This window comes from Bacillus sp. FSL W8-1141 (genome assembly GCF_038593205.1).
Lineage (GTDB): Bacteria > Bacillota > Bacilli > Bacillales > Bacillaceae > Bacillus > Bacillus altitudinis.
The window spans coordinates 3,183,398-3,201,302 of the sequence record NZ_CP151973.1; the positions used below are offsets into that span (position 1 = coordinate 3,183,398).

At 42.9% G+C, this 17,905-nt stretch carries 21 protein-coding genes; 4 read left to right on the forward strand and 17 right to left on the reverse strand.

Going from position 1 to position 17,905, the window contains the following annotated elements; genetic code table 11:
* Positions 1 to 116 precede the first annotated feature (116 nt).
* From NSQ52_RS16450 to NSQ52_RS16490, 9 genes are all read right to left on the reverse strand, one after another.
* Entirely contained in the window at positions 117 to 1,577 is a 1,461-nt protein-coding gene (locus NSQ52_RS16450) for a tetratricopeptide repeat protein (protein ID WP_058336955.1), read from the reverse strand.
* Positions 1,578 to 1,707: 130 nt separating this feature from the next.
* Positions 1,708 to 2,337, reverse strand: a complete 630-nt coding sequence (gene hisIE, locus NSQ52_RS16455) for a bifunctional phosphoribosyl-AMP cyclohydrolase/phosphoribosyl-ATP diphosphatase HisIE (protein ID WP_342473598.1) — start codon at positions 2,335 to 2,337, stop codon at positions 1,708 to 1,710.
* Positions 2,334 to 3,092 carry an imidazole glycerol phosphate synthase subunit HisF gene (hisF, locus tag NSQ52_RS16460; protein WP_282916971.1) on the reverse strand — a complete coding sequence of 253 codons (759 nt, stop codon included), beginning with the start codon at positions 3,090 to 3,092 and terminating at the stop codon, positions 2,334 to 2,336. The genes hisIE and hisF overlap by 4 nt, the downstream gene beginning before the upstream one ends.
* Entirely contained in the window at positions 3,089 to 3,826 is a 738-nt protein-coding gene (gene hisA / locus NSQ52_RS16465) for a 1-(5-phosphoribosyl)-5-[(5-phosphoribosylamino)methylideneamino]imidazole-4-carboxamide isomerase (protein WP_039169085.1), read from the reverse strand. The genes hisF and hisA overlap by 4 nt, the downstream gene beginning before the upstream one ends.
* Entirely contained in the window at positions 3,823 to 4,461 is a 639-nt protein-coding gene (hisH, locus tag NSQ52_RS16470; protein ID WP_100324745.1) for an imidazole glycerol phosphate synthase subunit HisH, read from the reverse strand. The genes hisA and hisH overlap by 4 nt, the downstream gene beginning before the upstream one ends.
* A complete protein-coding gene (hisB, locus tag NSQ52_RS16475; protein WP_135009650.1) occupies positions 4,461 to 5,045 on the reverse strand; it encodes an imidazoleglycerol-phosphate dehydratase HisB in 585 nt (194 codons plus the stop codon). The genes hisH and hisB overlap by 1 nt, the downstream gene beginning before the upstream one ends.
* Positions 5,042 to 6,331 (reverse strand): histidinol dehydrogenase, encoded by a 1,290-nt coding sequence (gene hisD / locus NSQ52_RS16480; RefSeq protein WP_342473601.1) that lies wholly within the window; start codon positions 6,329 to 6,331, stop codon positions 5,042 to 5,044. The genes hisB and hisD overlap by 4 nt, the downstream gene beginning before the upstream one ends.
* A complete protein-coding gene (gene hisG, locus NSQ52_RS16485) occupies positions 6,328 to 6,975 on the reverse strand; it encodes an ATP phosphoribosyltransferase (protein ID WP_007500071.1) in 648 nt (215 codons plus the stop codon). The genes hisD and hisG overlap by 4 nt, the downstream gene beginning before the upstream one ends.
* Positions 6,968 to 8,143, reverse strand: a complete 1,176-nt coding sequence (locus NSQ52_RS16490) for an ATP phosphoribosyltransferase regulatory subunit (protein ID WP_342473602.1) — start codon at positions 8,141 to 8,143, stop codon at positions 6,968 to 6,970. Before NSQ52_RS16490 ends, hisG begins: the two co-directional genes overlap by 8 nt.
* Positions 8,144 to 8,376: 233 nt before the next feature.
* Between NSQ52_RS16490 and NSQ52_RS16495 the strand changes: the two genes are divergently transcribed.
* Positions 8,377 to 9,168 carry a C39 family peptidase gene (locus NSQ52_RS16495; protein ID WP_024719888.1) on the forward strand — a complete coding sequence of 264 codons (792 nt, stop codon included), beginning with the start codon at positions 8,377 to 8,379 and terminating at the stop codon, positions 9,166 to 9,168.
* Positions 9,169 to 9,245: 77 nt separating this feature from the next.
* Here NSQ52_RS16495 and NSQ52_RS16500 read toward each other — a convergent pair whose 3' ends face one another.
* From NSQ52_RS16500 to hprK, 8 genes are all read right to left on the reverse strand, one after another.
* A complete protein-coding gene (locus NSQ52_RS16500; RefSeq protein ID WP_326242374.1) occupies positions 9,246 to 9,878 on the reverse strand; it encodes a DsbA family protein in 633 nt (210 codons plus the stop codon).
* A gap of 56 nt (positions 9,879 to 9,934) precedes the next feature.
* Positions 9,935 to 10,576 (reverse strand): NAD(P)-dependent oxidoreductase, encoded by a 642-nt coding sequence (locus NSQ52_RS16505; RefSeq protein ID WP_035389623.1) that lies wholly within the window; start codon positions 10,574 to 10,576, stop codon positions 9,935 to 9,937.
* 87 nt (positions 10,577 to 10,663) lie between these two features.
* Positions 10,664 to 11,092, reverse strand: a complete 429-nt coding sequence (locus NSQ52_RS16510; protein WP_024719891.1) for an Rrf2 family transcriptional regulator — start codon at positions 11,090 to 11,092, stop codon at positions 10,664 to 10,666.
* Between the two features lie 69 nt (positions 11,093 to 11,161).
* Positions 11,162 to 11,680 carry an acyltransferase gene (locus NSQ52_RS16515; RefSeq protein WP_024719892.1) on the reverse strand — a complete coding sequence of 173 codons (519 nt, stop codon included), beginning with the start codon at positions 11,678 to 11,680 and terminating at the stop codon, positions 11,162 to 11,164.
* A 1-nt stretch (position 11,681) separates the two neighbouring features.
* Complete coding sequence (gene ppaX / locus NSQ52_RS16520; protein WP_017357895.1) at positions 11,682 to 12,332, reverse strand: pyrophosphatase PpaX; 651 nt, start codon at positions 12,330 to 12,332, stop codon at positions 11,682 to 11,684.
* Positions 12,329 to 13,273: a nucleoside recognition domain-containing protein gene (locus NSQ52_RS16525; RefSeq protein ID WP_047945643.1), complete on the reverse strand. Its 945-nt coding sequence runs from the start codon at positions 13,271 to 13,273 to the stop codon at positions 12,329 to 12,331. Before NSQ52_RS16525 ends, ppaX begins: the two co-directional genes overlap by 4 nt.
* A 16-nt stretch (positions 13,274 to 13,289) precedes the next feature.
* Entirely contained in the window at positions 13,290 to 14,114 is an 825-nt protein-coding gene (lgt, locus tag NSQ52_RS16530) for a prolipoprotein diacylglyceryl transferase (protein ID WP_024719895.1), read from the reverse strand.
* Between the two features lie 11 nt (positions 14,115 to 14,125).
* Positions 14,126 to 15,058, reverse strand: a complete 933-nt coding sequence (hprK, locus tag NSQ52_RS16535) for an HPr(Ser) kinase/phosphatase (protein WP_003212943.1) — start codon at positions 15,056 to 15,058, stop codon at positions 14,126 to 14,128.
* A 176-nt stretch (positions 15,059 to 15,234) separates the two neighbouring features.
* On the opposite strand from hprK, the gene nagA reads away from it, so the two are divergent.
* From nagA to NSQ52_RS16550, 3 genes are read left to right on the forward strand one after another with little or no spacing between them, the layout of a single operon-like run.
* On the forward strand, positions 15,235 to 16,425 hold the full coding sequence (gene nagA, locus NSQ52_RS16540; RefSeq protein ID WP_326242375.1) for an N-acetylglucosamine-6-phosphate deacetylase: 1,191 nt from the start codon (positions 15,235 to 15,237) through the stop codon (positions 16,423 to 16,425).
* Positions 16,425 to 17,150, forward strand: a complete 726-nt coding sequence (nagB, locus tag NSQ52_RS16545) for a glucosamine-6-phosphate deaminase (RefSeq protein WP_326242376.1) — start codon at positions 16,425 to 16,427, stop codon at positions 17,148 to 17,150. Before nagA ends, nagB begins: the two co-directional genes overlap by 1 nt.
* An 18-nt stretch (positions 17,151 to 17,168) precedes the next feature.
* Entirely contained in the window at positions 17,169 to 17,894 is a 726-nt protein-coding gene (locus NSQ52_RS16550) for a GntR family transcriptional regulator (protein ID WP_138279047.1), read from the forward strand.
* The last annotated feature ends 11 nt before the right edge of the window (positions 17,895 to 17,905 follow it).

Below are 17,905 nucleotides of genomic sequence, written 5' to 3' on the forward strand. Positions count from 1 at the left end.
AAATAGATGTCGAGATTGTCATACTTCGCCAAATCCTAGCAAATCCCACCTTTTTATCCAAGAAAAAAGCATGACCTTTTCGGCCATGCTGCTGTTATCTGAATCTATTTACCTATTCAAACCATGAACGCACAAATAATATTCTCATATTTTGACAGCGTTTGAACGCTGATCTGAAAAGAAGCTGCGATCTCTTTTTTGCTGACAGCTGATTCTTCTTGTTCATTCATCCATAGATAATAAGAAGCTGCTGCCCATGCAATGGCATTTTTCTTCTCTACGCCTGAAGCGCGTGCTTGCTGAATAATATGGAATAACCAAAAATATGGCATGTGGCTATCAGGCTGCACCGCTTCTTCCAAAGCAGATGCCGCCTGTTTTGCGAAGACCGCATCTTCTGAAAACGATCGTTCTTCCATTTCATCTTCATATAAAAGTAACTCAATAAACTGCTGTTCAAAGGCCGTTTTCGCAGCGCGGGAATCAAGAACAGATTGCAAGACGTCACGTTCACCTTTTTGTTTGCTAACATAGTAGGCAGTGAGTCGTTCCTCAATTGAAACCATTGGCTCAGACTCCTCTGGTTTATCTTGCCACGGCTTGATTTCATCTGCATCAATATCTTCTTCCACCATCTTATCCCAGACGGTTTGCGCCAGCGTTTTGTGGCCCGTATAATAGGCTGCACTTGCCAGCCAGTATAAAAACGTACTATCACCTTGGAAACCTGTTTTATACAAAGAATAAAGCCATTTAAATGCCCATTCAAATTCTCCAACAAGGGCAAATGTTGCGCCAAGCTTATAACGCTGTTCACTTAATATTGGATACACGTGCGTTAATTGCTTCGCTAACAGATTGACCTTTTCTTCTTCTTTTTCATAATGATAGAAAACAAGCTGATTACAAAGGGCATGCAGATTACCGGGATTTTCATGAAGGACCCGGTTCAACATTTCTTTTGCCTGATCGATTTGGCCAGAATAAAAATAGGCCAAAGCGAGATTATTATACGCTGACCAAAACTCTGGATACTCAACAATCATCTGTTCCAGCATCTCGATTGCTTCATCTAGCCTGCCGCTTTCTAGCAAATGGTTGGCTTGATCCTGCTTTACAATCAGATCATCCTGATCATAAGGAAAATCTTCATCAACATCGTCACTCATATCAAGCAGATCGAGGAGATCGTCATTTTCATCTGCAAATTCCCCGTCTTCTTCCAGCGCAGCATAAGCAGTGGCGCATCTATATGCCTCTTGAAACAAACCGAGATTCGCATAATTATTGGCTTTAAAGTAGTGACACTCTGACATATTCTCATCCAAGTGTTCAAGGATAAAATCAAGCAGTTCATTTGATTGTTGGTAATGACCCATTTCAGTATAAATAATGGCAAGCTGCGACAGCATTTCTACATTTTCAGGCTCAAGTACGATGGCCCGCTGTATCAGCTTACTTGCCCTAGACAGATTTCTTTCTCTATATGCTTTTAGACCTTTATGAAAAAAGTAATGCCCATCTTGGAATAGCTGGACGACTTGTGTGTGATTATTTTGAGAAGTGTATTTACTCACCGATACCCTCCATTTCGAACAGTGTACCGTGTGTAGTATAACATACTTCATGAGTCGTCACATAGAACAAAAGGAAAGGAAGGATTTGTTTTTCATTTAAAAGCAAAAAGCCGGGGGTACCCCCAGCTTTTCATTCCCCTTGATGGCGCTTTTTCAATACCTTTAATACATCATCAAGAGGCAGCTGCTGTTCACGTAATAACACAAGAAGGTGATACAGGAGATCTGCTGTTTCCCATTTCAATTCTTCTTGATCACGGTTCTTCGCCGCAATGATAACTTCAGAAGCTTCTTCCCCTACCTTTTTCAGGATTTTGTCGACTCCTTTTTCAAAAAGATAGGTCGTATAAGCTCCTTCTGGCATTTCCATCTGCCGTTTCGCAATGACCTGTTCCAGTTCATTTAAAATGACAAAGCGGTCTTGTTCTCCCCTTGGCTGTTTCACGCCATCTTCTGAAAAACAGCTATAGCTGCCTGTATGGCAGGCTGGGCCGCTTGGTGTCACTAGAACAAGCAGGGCATCTTGATCACAGTCATAGCGAATAGATGTAACACGCTGGGTGTGTCCAGATGTAGCTCCTTTGTGCCAAAGCTCATTTCTCGATCTGCTAAAAAACCATGTTTCCCCTGTCTCTAATGTTTTTTCATAGGATTCTTGATTCATATACGCCAAAGTAAGAACTTCCTTGCTTTGAGCATCCTGTACAATGGCAGGAATGAGACCTGCATCATTAAAGATTAATTCGTTTGCCTGTTTCATCTTACCTTCACCCCGTGTTCTCTCAAATATGTCTTCACCTCTTGAATAGAGGTTTCTTTATAATGGAAAATAGAGGCTGCGAGTGCGGCATCAGCTTCACCTTTTGTAAAAGCCTCCAGCATATGCTGCGCATTGCCAGCACCTCCTGAAGCAATAACTGGCACTGTGACTGCTTCTGATACAAGCCTCGTCAAACGATGCTCAAATCCCGTTTTCTCACCATCGGCATCCATGCTAGTCAGCAAGATCTCGCCTGCTCCTCTTCGCACGGCTTCTTTCGCCCAGTCACTCACTTCTAAATCCGTTTGACGGCGTCCTCCGTGCGTATAGACCATGTATGCTTTTTTCTCTTCATCGTATTTCGCGTCAATCGCAACAACTATGCACTGTGAACCAAAAAAGTCGGCTCCTTCTGTTATTAGCTCCGGTCTTAAAACAGCCGCTGTGTTCACAGACACCTTGTCTGCCCCCGCTCTTAATATACGCTTCATGTCATCAAGGTGGTTAATCCCGCCGCCCACCGTGAATGGGATAGCGAGAGTGGATGCAACTTGTTTCACCACATCCACCATTGTTTTTCGGCCTTCATGAGAGGCAGATATATCAAGAAAGACGAGTTCATCCGCACCTTCCTCGTCATAGATCTGCGCTAATTCGACCGGATCACCAGCATCCTTCAACCCTAGAAATTGGATCCCTTTGACCACACGCCCTTCCTTTACATCAAGACATGGAATGATTCGTTTTGTCATCATATGCTGTCAAGCCCTTCAAACGCTTCTGCTAAAGTAAATTGCTTTGTGTACAGCGCCTTGCCAATGATTGCACCAGACACACCTGTCTGCTTTTGTGCTGATAGCTTTTGCAGATCACCTACTGCACTGACACCACCTGAGGCAATGACTTGTTTGCCAGTTGCTTCTGCTAATCGAACCGTACTTTCCACATTTGGACCAGACAGCATGCCATCCATTTGAATATCAGTGAAAATAAAGACCTCTGCGCCTTCCTTTGCCAGTTCCTTACCGAGTTCCTCCGCCTTCACTTCCGACGTTTCAAGCCACCCTTCAGTCGATACAAAACCGTTTCGTGCATCAATGCCAATGGCAATTTTCTCTCCATATTGCGCCAGCATTTTTTTCACAAAAATCGGGTTTGACACCGCTGAACTGCCAAGAATGACTCTCGATACGCCATTGTTTAGATAGAATGCAACATCTTCTTCTGTCCGAATGCCGCCGCCAATTTGGACATTCACATCTAATGAGGAAGCAATCGCCAGCACATGCTCGTGATTCACGCGTTTTCCTGCTTTTGCGCCATCTAAATCAACAAGATGTATCCATTTCGCTCCTTCATTTGCAAACCGTCTCGCCATGTCTAACGGTGAATCTCCATAAATGGTTTCTTGGTCATAGTCTCCTTGCACAAGTCGTACACATTTGCCATTTCTCATATCAATTGCTGGATATAATGTAAAATCACTCATTTGCTCACCCTCTGTTCGTTTGCTAATTGAATAAACTGTTTCAGCAGTGCCATTCCTGTTGTACTGCTTTTTTCAGGGTGAAACTGCGTTCCAAACACATTCCCCTTCCCAACAACGGCAGGTACTTGAACGCCATAGGGCGCACTTGCCAATAGATCTTCTGGATTCATGCCGCTCACATAATAAGAGTGAACAAAGTATGCAAATCCTTCCGGCACACCGTCAAATAATGGTGACGGCTGATGAAATGTGAGCTCATTCCAGCCCATATGAGGCACCTTCAGCCTTTGTCCATCCTGATCACGATCCTTCAAAAGAACGACACGTCCTTTTAAAAGGCCTAACCCTTTTGTTTTTCCTGCTTCTTCACTTTCTTCAAACAACAGCTGCATACCAAGGCAAATGCCAAATAACAGCTTTCCTTCCTGCACGACTTGGTGGATAAACGCCTCAAGTCCTGTCTGTCTTAACAGCTGCATCGCATCACGAAACGAACCGACGCCTGGCAAAATGTACGCATCTGCCTTTTTCAGCTCCTCTACTTCAGAAGACACGATATAAGAAGCCCCTGCTCGTTCCAGTGCTTTTGATACGCTAAACAAATTCCCCATTCCATAGTCAATGACGCCAATCATTAGAGCATCCCCTTTGTCGATGGAATCCCTTTCACTCGTGGATCAATGGTTGTTGCTTCATCTAAAGCACGTGCCATCGCTTTAAAAATGGCTTCAATCATATGGTGGGTATTGGATCCGTAGTGAACGATCACATGAAGATTGATTCGTGCTTCAAGGGCAAATTTCCAAAGAAACTCATGAACCAGCTCCGTATCAAAGGTGCCGACCTTCTGACTCGGGAAATCAGCTCTCATTTCCAAATGAGGACGATTGCTTAAATCCACGACGACTTGGGCAAGTGTTTCATCCATTGGAACAAAACTAGAGCCGTAGCGCTTAATTCCTTTTTTATCCCCGAGCGCTTCTTTAAACATCTGTCCCAGCACGATGCCAATATCTTCTGTTGTGTGGTGATCATCGACATCTGTATCTCCTTTTGCATCTACAGATAAGTTAAAGTGCCCATGCTTTGTGAATAAGTCGAGCATATGCGTCATAAAAGGGACATCTGTCTGAATATCTGCTTTTCCTTCACCATCAATCTCTAGCGCTAACGAAATGTTCGTTTCATTTGTCTGTCTCGCTGTTTCCGCCTGTCTCATTTTGATTCCTCCCGCTTTCTCGCTTCAATCGATCTTGCATGTGCTTCAAGCCCTTCTAATCTTGCAAAAGCTGCAATGCTTTCGCTATGTGTTTCAAAAGCTTCTTTGCTATATGAAATGATGCTCGTTTTCTTTTGGAAATCCGTGACGCCAAGCGGACTGGAGAATCTTGCCGTCCCGTTTGTTGGCAGCACATGGTTCGGTCCTGCGAAGTAATCCCCTACCGGCTCTGGGCTGTAACGCCCTAAGAAAATCGCTCCAGCATGCTTGATTTGACCAAGTAGTGATTCTGGATACGCCGTCAGCACTTCTAAATGCTCTGGGGCTAACTGGTTCACGATATCAACTGCACGATCCAAGGATTCTGTCACGTAAATATGGCCATGGTCTTGAATGGATTGTGCTGCGATTGATTTTCTTGGCAAAGTGTCCAGCTGCGCTTGCACCTCTGCTTGCACTCTTTCAGCCAGTACCTTGGATGGTGTCACCAAAATACTAGATGCCAACGCATCATGCTCTGCCTGTGAAAGCAAATCAGCTGCCACCTCATGTGCAGCTGCCGTTTCATCTGCTAAGACAGCAATTTCACTTGGGCCCGCAATCATATCAATGTCTACTTGACCAAATACTTCCCGTTTGGCAAGTGCTACATAAATGTTTCCTGGACCGGTGATTTTATCAACAGGCTGGATACTGTCCGTTCCATATGCAAGAGCAGCTATCGCCTGAGCACCACCCATTTTGTACATTTCTGAAATGCCCAGCTCCTTCGCTGCTACTAGTACAGCGTCAGACAGACGACCGTCTTTTCCTGGCGGTGTCACAAGGACAATTCGCTCAACGCCGGCAACAAGTGCCGGGATCACATTCATTAAAACAGATGATGGATAGGCGGCCGTTCCGCCTGGGACATATACACCGACCGCATCGAGCGGTGTTACTTTCTGACCTAGCATTGAACCGTCCTTTTGGTGATAAAACCAAGAGGAGGTCAGCTGACGCTCGTGGTATGTTCGAATATTCCGGATCGCCGTTTGGATGATTTGGATCATCTCCGGGTCCAAACGTTCGTAGGCTTTTGTCTTTTCATCCTCCGTCACAAGTGGCTGTTCAATAGAGACACCGTCAAATTGCTTCGTGAAAGACCGTACCGCTTCGTCACCATTTTTTCTCACTTCTTCGATTATTCGCTGAACAGCCAATCGCTGCTCTTCCGTTCCTGTATCTAGAGAACGCTTGAGTGAGAGAGTGTCTGTCTCACCTTCTTGTATGTAGGTGATGTTCATGATGTTTCCTCCCCTTCTCCTTCGATGATTCTTGCCAGACGCTGCGCCATTTCATCGATTACCGCATCCTTCATTCGATAGCTCACAGGATTGACAATAAAACGTGACGTAATGTCACAAATATGTTCCGTTTCGACAAGCCCATTTTCCTTAAGTGTTTGACCGGTGGAGACAATGTCAACAATTCGATCGGCAAGTCCGATGAGCGGTGCTAATTCAATGGAACCATTTAGCTTAATGATCTCCACCTGCTCACCTTGTTCTCTAAAATAAGAAGAAGCGACATTTGGGTACTTTGTAGCCACACGCGGCGCGACACCGCCCCAGCTGGCTCCCGGCAAGCCCGCTACAGCTAAATGACATTTGCTAATGTTTAAATCGAGCACTTCGTACACATCCCGTGCTTCTTCAAGCATGACGTCTTTGCCTGCAATGCCCACATCTGCTACACCGTGCTCTACATATGTCGTCACATCCATTGGCTTCGCTAAAATAAAGCGGAGATTTTCTTCCGGTACATCAATGATTAATTTTCTTGAATCTTCGAATTCCTCCGGCAGCTGATATCCAGCCTGTCTTAATAGCCCTGCTGCTTCTTCAAATATCCGCCCCTTTGGCATTGCCATTGTCAACACTTTACCCATTTTGCTCTTCCTTTCTAGCGCCGATAAAATAAGTCACTTGCTCAAATGCCTTGGTCATGGCATCGATATTTTCAATACCTGCTAAGTCTTGGAGAACAATCCTTTTGCCCTTTGTCCGCTCTTTTTCTGCAAAATCAAATGCTTCAAGCCGCTGTTCTTTACTAAAAATCACAGCCTCTTGGGGCTCATTTATTTCTTTTGCGTCGAGCGCCTCAAGAAGACGGTCTAATCGAAGTCCAAAGCCTGTAGCGGGTGCGGGTGCATCAAAGTGAGCAAGCAATTGATCATACCTTCCTCCACTTCCGATCACAGACCCAACATGATCTGCAAATACTTCAAACAAAATCCCCGTATAGTAGCTCATATGACTGACCATGCTTAAATCCAAACGGATATATTCTGTACAGCCGTAATCTTCAAGTGTCTCCCACAGCGCCTTTAACTCCGCAAGCACTTCTTTGCCCTCTTGTGACACCACAATTTCTTCAGCCTGCTGGGTCACTTCTTGACCGCCGCGCAGCTCTAAAAGCTGGAGCAGCCTTGTTTTATCGATGGATGAGAGCGGCAATTGTTTAACATGCTGCCTGTATCCCACATAATTCTTTTCATATAAAAATCGGCGCAATACGTTCGCCCGCTCTGTATTCCCTAGTACATCTAAAAACAAGGTCTCAGCCAAAGCCACATGCCCGATCGCAATTTTGAAGGATTGAAGTCCAGCATTTTTTAATGCAAACACGACAAGCGCTATGACTTCAGCATCTGCACTAATCGAACCATCACCGATCAATTCAATACCAACCTGCTCAAATTCAGAAGGTCTTCCGCCTTCTCTTTCCTGTGCCCGAAACACGTTTGCTGCATAACCGACTCGAAGCGGATACGCCTGTTCGTGAAGCTTTGAAGCCGCCACTCTCGCAATTGGTCCCGTCATATCAGGTCTAAGCACAAGGGTTTGACCATTTTGATCAAGAAGCTTAAACAGCTGCGTATCTGTAATCGCCGATTGAACACCGACTGTATCGTAAAATTCAATCGTTGGCGTTTCCATTAAACGATAACCCCAACCATTCATGACCTCTGTTAAAGAATGCCTAACTCTTTTCTTCGTCTCATACAATCCTGGTAATGAATCTCGCATACCATATGGTTTTTCAAACATGAACATGTTCTTCCGCACCTCCAACACATTAAAACAAAAAATTCCGAATCCTTTAGTTCGCTAATATGATAATATGCTAACAAAATAAAGTGATTAAATCAATCATTTTTATTTTCCCCTTTTTTTCCTTAATCATTTGTTCATATATTACATTAAAATGACACCTAATCCTTTTTGATCTCTTTGCTTTAGGAACATGCTATAATACTTAAAAATATTGAATAACACAGGAGATTACAGTGAAATTCATCCAGACATTAATCTTAACTTTGTTGTGCGCATGTCTTGTTTATTTCGGCTTTATTTACATTTCACAATTCGACCAAGTCAAGAAAACAACGTCACCGCAAGAAGCCAAAGAAAAAGAAAATGATACCGCACTAGCAGCAGAAGAAACACGTTCTACGAAAAAAACAGAAACAACACATTCTAGTTTAAAAGGAAATAAAAAAGCCATGGACGTCATCCTCTTTAATCAAATGGATGCACCAAAGCTTTATAACGGATGCGAAGTCACGAGCTTAGCCATGCTTCTTCATTACAGCGGCTATGAGCATATAACGAAAAACGCATTGGCAAACGAGATTAAGCGTGTCCCGCTCAATTATGAGAATGGCTTAAAAGGAGACCCTCATGACGGGTTTGTAGGCGATATGGAGAATGGACCAGGTCTTGGTGTGTACCACGAACCCATTTATCAGCTTGCGAAAAAATATGTAGGTAATCAAGCCGTTGACTTAACCGGCAAGCCAGTTAAAAAGGCCATTTACCAATCACTTGAAAAAGGTTATCCTGTCTGGGTCATTACCACTTCGACCTTTGCCAAAACAGATAACATTGAAACATGGAATACACCAAATGGGAAAATAGATATCAGCTTTAATATGCATAGCGTCGTCATCACTGGCTATGACAAAGATCATGTCTACTTAAATAACCCTTACGGAGAGAAGAATCAAAAAGTAGATCGTGAACAGTTTGAGGATTCTTGGAAACAGATGGGCAGCCAGGCGATTATCATTAAAGCATAAACCACTTCTCCCATTGAGAGAATTTACACATGCATCAAAAACATCCTCCATACGAATGGAGGATGTTTTTGAATGATTTATTTTTTTAGTATTTCCTTCAGACGGTCTTCAAGCTTTTCAGCCGTCATCGCACCCCCACCAAGGCTGATGTATTCATCCCCTTTTTTTAGTAAAAGTGTAGGATAGCCATTCACGTTCAATTGCTGAACCTTTGCAAAATCGGCATACGCATCATTGATCGTTTCTGTCTCCTTCATTCGTTCAACTAATACATCAGGGTCAAGTTGGTGTTTCATAGCGATATCTCTATAAGTTTCTTCATCACTTAGGCTTTTTCCGTCTTGATAAAAGGCCTTTTGCATAGATGAAGCCAAGTACAATGCACGCTCTGGTGCGATGGATCTTAATGCAGAAAATCCAATTGCAGCAGCCTCAGAGTCTAAAATGAATGTTCCGTTTTCTAGCAACTCTTCGTAACGGTCTCCAAATTCGACACCTGTCAGCTGACTGATACGCTCATTTGCTTCTGAAATGTGTGGATAATTCTTTATCGGTAGACGACGCTCTCCTACAAATAAACCGCCCGATACAAGTGTCAGTGGTATCTCAGGGTGATTTTCGTGTAAAGTACGGATGCTGTTGGAAAATCCATAACACCAGCCACAATACGCATCCCATACATAGATGAAAGATTTTTCTTGATCATTCATAAGACAGACTCCTCACTCATCGTTTTTTAGCGACAATGAAACGCATGTTATTCTACTTATTCTGCTTCAGAAACCACAGTAAAACGTTCTCCAACATGAGCAGCTTGTTCTATCTCATCGACAAGTGCAACGGCGTAGTCAGCATAACTCACATAGCTGTCACCCTTTGAATTGACGATAAGATGGTCTTTGCCTTTCACATAAGCACCTGTCCGTTTGCCTGCTGGATTAAAGAAGGCTGCTGGACTTAAAAATGTCCATTTTAATCCTTCGGTCTTTTGAAGATCTTTTAAGTTTTCTCCTTGGTGTGAAGCAGTAGCAAAGTATTCCTTTGGAAACTCCGGTGTGTCCATCAGTCTAGTTGTTTTGGCCTCATCTACAAATAAACTTCCAGCACCTCCCACAACGATTAAACGCGTTTCTGGTGTCTCTTTCAAGAGATGAATGAGTTTTTTCCCTGCTTCTACATGAAGGTGCTCTTGTCCTGCTGGTGCACCAAATGCGTTTACGATTACATCAAAACCTTTGACGTCTCCTGCCTCTAAGTGAAAAACATCCTTTTCTAAAACAGCTGCTGATGAATTGGTCACTTTTTGTGCATCTCGAACGATTGCCGTTACTTCGTGCCCTCTCGATTGAGCTTCTTTTAAAATGTGTTGTCCTGCTTTACCTGTTGCGCCAATGATTCCAATGTTCATGTAAATTCCTCCTACAATATATTGTTATTTTGATCACTTAAGATGTAACCACGATAGTTACAACAGAGGTAAAAAAAATTGAATAGATCATCCAATTTTTTTGATTAAAACCTGCGTTAGTTCACTTAATTTGATCTCAGCAAGCACTTGCTCCATCGCACTTTGAGCACGGCACAAAATTAATTCTAGTACAGCTTGAATATTTGCACCGATCGGACAGTCAGGGTTTGGGCTTTCATGAATTTGAAACAACTCTCCCTCATCCACAACTTCAACCGCTTTATACACATCGAGCAGTGTCATGTCATCTTCACTGCGATTCAATTGAGAACCGCCTTTGCCAAGACTCGTTGAGATTAGGCCTGCTTTTTTGAGCTTACTCATGATACGGCGAATCACCACTGGATTTGTATTGACACTTCCTGCGATATCCTCCGATGTCTGTAAAGAACCTTTTTCAAGTGATAGCAAGGCCAGAATATGGACAGCGACAGTAAATCTGCTGCTGATTTTCATGTTTTCTCACCTCTGTTGTAATCATTATAGTTACATCAAGTTAGAATGTCAACAAAAAAGTCTGCCGAGCTACTCAGCAGACGAAGATTGACGTGCTTCCATTTCCTCTTTCGTATAAATCATCCGCATTGGATTTCCTCCAACAAAGGAGCCTGCCGGAACATCTTTGTTCACAAGAGTTCCCGCCGATACAATCGCACCATCACCAATTGTCACTCCAGGTAGAATCGTTGAATTTGCTCCGATTAACACTTCATCACCAATATAGACTTCCCCAAGCCTATACTCTTTAATCAAATACTCATGGGACAAAATGGTCGTGTTATAGCCAATCACACTATTTCGACCGACAGTGATTTTCTCAGGAAACATGAGATCGACCATCACCATTAAAGCAAACGCCGTATCCTCCCCGACTTTCATTCGAAGGAAGGTGCGATAAATCCAATTTTTCATTCCCATAAAAGGCGTATACCTTGCCATTTGAATAAAGATAAAGTTTTTCACAACCTTGAGAAAGGGGACCGTTCGATAGACTTGTCTAAGCGAATTGACCCCTTTGACAGGATAACGATCTGTTTTTCTCAACTTAATCAGCTCCAACAATCGCCAAGAGATCACTCATTTTCTGCAGCATATAATCTGGGCGATGCTTTAACAGGGCTTCTTCTCCCTTAATAGACCAAGCAACACCTGCTGTTTTCGTCCCTGCCGCTTGACCAGATAAAATGTCGTGATAGTTATCGCCAACCATGATCGCCTCATGCGGATCACTGCCGAGCTTGGATAATGCCAGCTGGACTGGTTCTGGATGCGGCTTTTCATTTTGTACATCATCAAGTGTGACAATGACCTCAAAAAATGGCTCCAATCCAGTCAGCTTTAATCCCATTAAGACCGTATCACGGATTTTTGTTGTCACAATACCAAGCTTAAACCCTCGATCTTGGAGGATTTTCAACGTGTCTAACACCGTCTCGTACTCCGTCACAAGCAGGTCATGCTGTTCATGATTAAACGTTCGATACATCTGAATCATGTCATCTGTCAGATTCGGATCCATTGCAGAGAATGTATCAAATAATGATGGACCAATGAAATGAAGGATATCCTCACGGCTGTATTGACCAGGGTAATAATGATCAAGCGTATGCTGAAATGAAGCAATAATTAATTCATTTGTATTGATTAATGTGCCATCTAAATCAAATAACACTGTGTTAATAGTTGATTGGTTCATATAGCTTCCTTTCTAACAGCTGCATGTTCCCGCCTCCGCCAAATATAGCTGATGGCAGCTGTCAATAAAATAGCAGAAATAAGGCGAATAAGAAGAAGCGGCCAGACTGGAATACCTAAAGGAATGAAAATGAGTGTATCTTCGACCACCGCATGACACGCCACAAGGAAAATGAAAGCAAGCGTTAAATCCTTTTTGCTGACACCGTCCTCTTCCACTGCCTTCATCATGACGCCTGCCCCGTAGGCAAGACCAATGGTTAAACCAGCCACCATCGTCATAGACGTATTTTCTTTCATTCCAAGCATTCTCGTAAAAGGAGACAGCCACTTAGACAGCGTATGAAGCCACCCTAAGTCTCTCATGAATTGAATGATGATCATGAGAGGAATGACAATACAAGCCAGCTGCAGCACACCAAGAACAGCTTTCTGTAAAGCAAGAAGTACGATCATATACCAGCTAGAAGGCACATCAGCCGACTGAGCAGCTGTCAGCAAACCATATTGCGCCGGCTCCTCGCCCCCCTGCCAAACGAGGTGAATGACAATTGCTGACACGACGGCAAGACTGATTCTCACCAGCAAAATGACAGACACCCGCAGCCCAACCTTCGCTGCCACTGTTGATTCGATGATCAAGTTGTGACAAAAGGAGAGCATGACCGCTAAAATGAACACTTCCTTCACAGGCAGCTCTAATGTCAAGATGGCTGCAATACCCGCATACAAGTTCAGCATATTTCCTAAAACAAGCGGAATGGCCGCTTCCCCTGAAAGACCAAACAGGCCCATAAATGGACGGATGAATTGTATAATCCAATCCATCACAGGTGTATGCTGCAAGATACTAACGAGAATGGTAACCGGAAAAATGACTTTTCCAAGTGTCCAAGTTGTCGATAACCCTGCTTTCAAGCCGTTTTTCCATGTCTCCCCCATCTCTTATCCCCCTTGCTTAATTTGATGAGTTGTTCTCTTTATACGGTATAGTTGCATATCCCTTGATTCTTCTAAACACAATCAGCAAAACAGCTACTGCAAATATGGCAATTGAAATCATCTGTGCAATTCGAAGGTGCTCAGTCAGCATTAAGCTGTCTGTTCTCATTCCTTCAATGAAGAAACGACCGATTGAATACCAGATTAAATAAGACAAGAACATTTCGCCTCGACGCAATGATGTTCTACGTAATAAGATTAATATCAAAACGCCTGCGATATTCCATAATGATTCATATAAGAACGTAGGGTGATAGTAGGTCCCGTCAATGTACATCTGATTAATAATAAACTCAGGCAGGTGCAAATTTTCTAAAAAGGCTCTTGAAACAGCCTCACCATGCGCTTCCTGATTAATAAAGTTCCCCCAGCGCCCGATGGCTTGCCCTAGTAAAATACTAGGCGCTGCGACATCGGCGATTTTCCAAAAGGATACCTTTCTCACTTTAGTAAAGACAATCGCTGTCAGCACCGCTCCTATCAGTCCGCCATGTATGGCAATTCCGCCATTCCAAATCTTGATGATTTCATTTGGGTGCTGCTGATAATAATCCCATTCAAAGGATACATAATAAATTCGTGCACAAATAATGGCGATAGGAATGGCAAATAAGATGAGATCAATAAACATATCTTTATTGATGCCTCTTTTTTCACACTCCCTTAATGCGAGCCAGAGTCCAAGCAGGGCTCCGACCCCAATAATCACACCATACCAATGAACCGAAATAGGTCCGAGCTGAAAAGCAATCGGATCAATTGGTTGAATTGCTTCATTCATATAGACAGCTCCTATTCATCCTGGCCATTGTCTTCAATGACATCGGCAAGTTTACTTGTAAATTGTTCCGCTGCATTATGTCCCATTCGTTTCAGTCTGAAGTTCATTGCAGCTACCTCGATGATGACCGCTAAATTTCGTCCCGGACGTACAGGGATGGTCAGCTTGGGTACATCTGTATCGATGATCCGCATTTTTTCTTCTTCAAGTCCTAAACGGTCATACTGTTTGCCTTGTTCCCAAAGCTCAAGGTTCATAACAATCGTAATTCTCTTATAGCTTCTGACAGCGCCCGCTCCAAATAAGGTCATCACATTAATAATGCCTAATCCACGGATTTCTAGAAGGTGCTCAATCAGCTCTGGTGCGCTTCCAACTAACGTATCCTGATCCTCTTGCCTAATTTCCACGCAATCGTCTGCAACCAGCCTGTGTCCTCTCTTCACTAATTCTAAAGCCGTTTCACTTTTACCTACGCCACTTTTTCCAATTAACAGCACACCTACACCATATACATCTACGAGTACGCCATGAATCGCAGTCGTTGGTGCAAGCTTGCTTTCTAAGAAGTTCGTTAATCGACTCGAAAGTCTTGTCGTTTTTAAGCTTGAGCGTAAAACCGGCACTCCATTTTCGTTTGATGCTTCGATCAATTCTTTTGGGACTTCACGATCTCGTGACAAAATGATGGCAGGGGTAATATCTGTACAAAGAGACATCATTCTCTGCTTTCGTTCGCGTTCTGGGAGCTGTTCAAAAAAAGAAAGCTCTGTCTTTCCTAAAAGTTGAACTCTTTCTTTTGGGTAATATGTAAAATATCCAGCCATTTCAATACCTGGTCTGGAAAGATCACTGATTGTAATGGGACGATTAATCCCTTCTTCCCCACTTACCAGTTCAAGATGAAATTGTTCCATTATGTCCTTCGTACGAACTTTCGGCACGCTTCTTCCTCCTTTTATCACAGGCGTTTCAGAAATACAGCTCTATTTTATCACTTTCAATGATGAACCCAAAATAGTATTTTATCCTGATCCTGTTTCATCACATTTACTGGTATAGACAACTATACTTAAAAAAGGTAAACTGAATCTAACGACGAGAATAAGGGGGCACAATCATGAGCAGTTCTTTATTGCTCTCCAATATTCATATTGTGACAAAGACAGAAATCATTGAAAACGGTTTTGTCGGTTTACGCGATGGCAAGATCGACTATATTTCAACATCACCGCCGACAGGAAATTATGAAAAAGTATATATTTCCCGGGAAAACTTTTATTTACTCCCCGGAATGATTGATATTCACATCCATGGGGGATATGGTGCAGATATGATGGATGCGACACCAGAAGCCATGAATACACTTGCTGATCACTTACCCGCAGAAGGAACGACAAGCTTTTTAGCAACAACCATTACACAAAATCATCAAGAGATTGAGCAAGCACTTAAAAATGTCGCACAGTGGAGACCCTATAATGAAAAGCAGGCTGGAAGTCAGTCACAATGTTTAGGCATTCATCTAGAAGGTCCTTTTATTTCTAAAGATAAAGCTGGAGCGCAGCCTGCTCAATGGATTACACAGGCTAACCTTCCTCTTTTTGAGAAATGGCTGAGTGCATCAGATCAGCTGATTCGAATTGTCACTTTTGCACCTGAGGAAGATACTGATTTTGCATTTCTTTCCCTGCTAAATGAAAAAAATATCATTCCTTCTATTGGACATACAAATGCTCCTCATGACATGATTGAACTAGCAGCAAAGCACGGCGCGCGTCATGTCACGCATCTTTATAATGCGATGAGTTCATTTCAGCATCGTGAGCCAAATGTTGCAGGGGCTGCGCTTACAAACGAAAAGCTTTTGACTGAGCTGATTACAGATGGCATTCATTCACATCCTCTTTCCGTAAAGCTTGCGTATTTGGCAAAGGGAAGTGAACGTTTGATCATGATTACAGACTCAATGCGTGCAAAAGGACTTGGAGAGGGAACCTACGAATTTGGCGGACAGACTGTGACAGTCAGCGGTGAAAAAGCATTGCTGGCAGATGGAACACTTGCAGGATCGATTTTACAAATGAAAGATGGGGTCAAACGTATGAGACAGATCACACAATGTGGATGGACAGAAATTGCTCAAATGACCTCAACAAATGCAGCCACTCAGCTCGGGATCGATCATCAGCTCGGTTCGATCGAAGTTGGAAAACTGGCAGACTTGGTCATTTGGGATGAAGCTGGCGAACTCATGATGACGATCTGCCATGGACAAATCGTTTATGAAAAAAAGGAGGCCACACACTGATGAACATCATCGAATTTGCAGATAAAGATCAATTAGGAAAAGCAGCTGCTGCTTTCATTGCACGTACCATTAAATCAAAAACAGATGCGGTTCTCGGTCTGGCAACTGGCGGTACACCAATTGACACTTATAAAGAGTTAATTCAGTTGCATCAAACAGAACAATTGTCTTTCAAACAAGCAAGAACAGTGAATCTGGATGAGTACGTGGGAATTGATCCAAATCATGAAAATAGTTATATGACTTACATGAAGCGTCATTTATTTGACCATATTGATCTCCCATCAGATCAATATTTCCTCCCCAATGGTGCTGCTTCTCACTTGGAAGAAGAGTGCTTAAGGTATGATCAGCTCATTGAAGATTTAGGGGGCATTGATCTTCAGCTACTTGGTATCGGACAAAATGGACATATCGGGTTTAATGAACCTGGTACTCCCTTTGACTCAAAGACGCATGTCGTCCAATTAGATGAACACACTCGCCAAGCCAATGCAAGATACTTTTCTTCTATAGATGAGGTGCCTACACATGCCATTACAATGGGAATTGCAAGCATTCTTTCAAGTAAAAAAATTCTCCTTCTCGCATCAGGAAAATCAAAAGCGGACGTGATACAATATTTAGAACAAACAGAGATTCACCCAGACTTCCCTGCATCTGCTCTGAAACTTCATGAAGATGTGACGATTTTTATTGATCGAGAAGCTGGTTCACTACGCTAAACACGAGAGGATTTTCACATGTTTATTGATAAGCAATCACCTATCCCCATGTACCATCAGATTATGGAGAACTTGAAAAAGCAGATTGAGGATGGAACGTTAGCACCTGATACACTCATTCCTTCTGAAAGAGAATATGCCGAACGCTTTGGTATTAGCCGAATGACTGTCAGACAAGCCTTATCGAACCTTGTGAACGAAGGATATTTATACCGGCAAAAAGGAAAAGGAACATTTGTTAGCCGAAAGAAGTTTGAACAACCGCTTCAGGGCTTAACAAGCTTTACAGAAGATATGCGTCAACGTGGGCTCAAAGCTTCAAGTCAGTTGATTGATTTCAAAAAAGTCGCATGCCCAGAGCACTTGCTGCAATCATTACAGCTGTCGAACAGTGAAGATGTCTATGAATTAAAACGAATCCGCCTTGCAAACGATGAACCAATGGCTATTGAAACGAGTTATATTCCTGAAAAATTTGCTGGCGAGCTCACAAAGGACCATTTAGCTGGATCTTTATATGAATATATAGAAGCGAACACAGGTCTAACCATTGCCCATGCCAAGCAGGAGCTTGAAGCCAATGTTGCTTCAAAGGAAGAAGCTAACGTGCTGTCTATTTCATTAGGGGACCCTGTTCTCTCCATTGCAAGAACAACTTATTTTCAAAATGACCTTCCATTCGAGTATGTCATGTCCGTTTATAGAGGGGATCGATACAAGCTCACTCACACAATGGAAAGATAAAACTGTGCTCC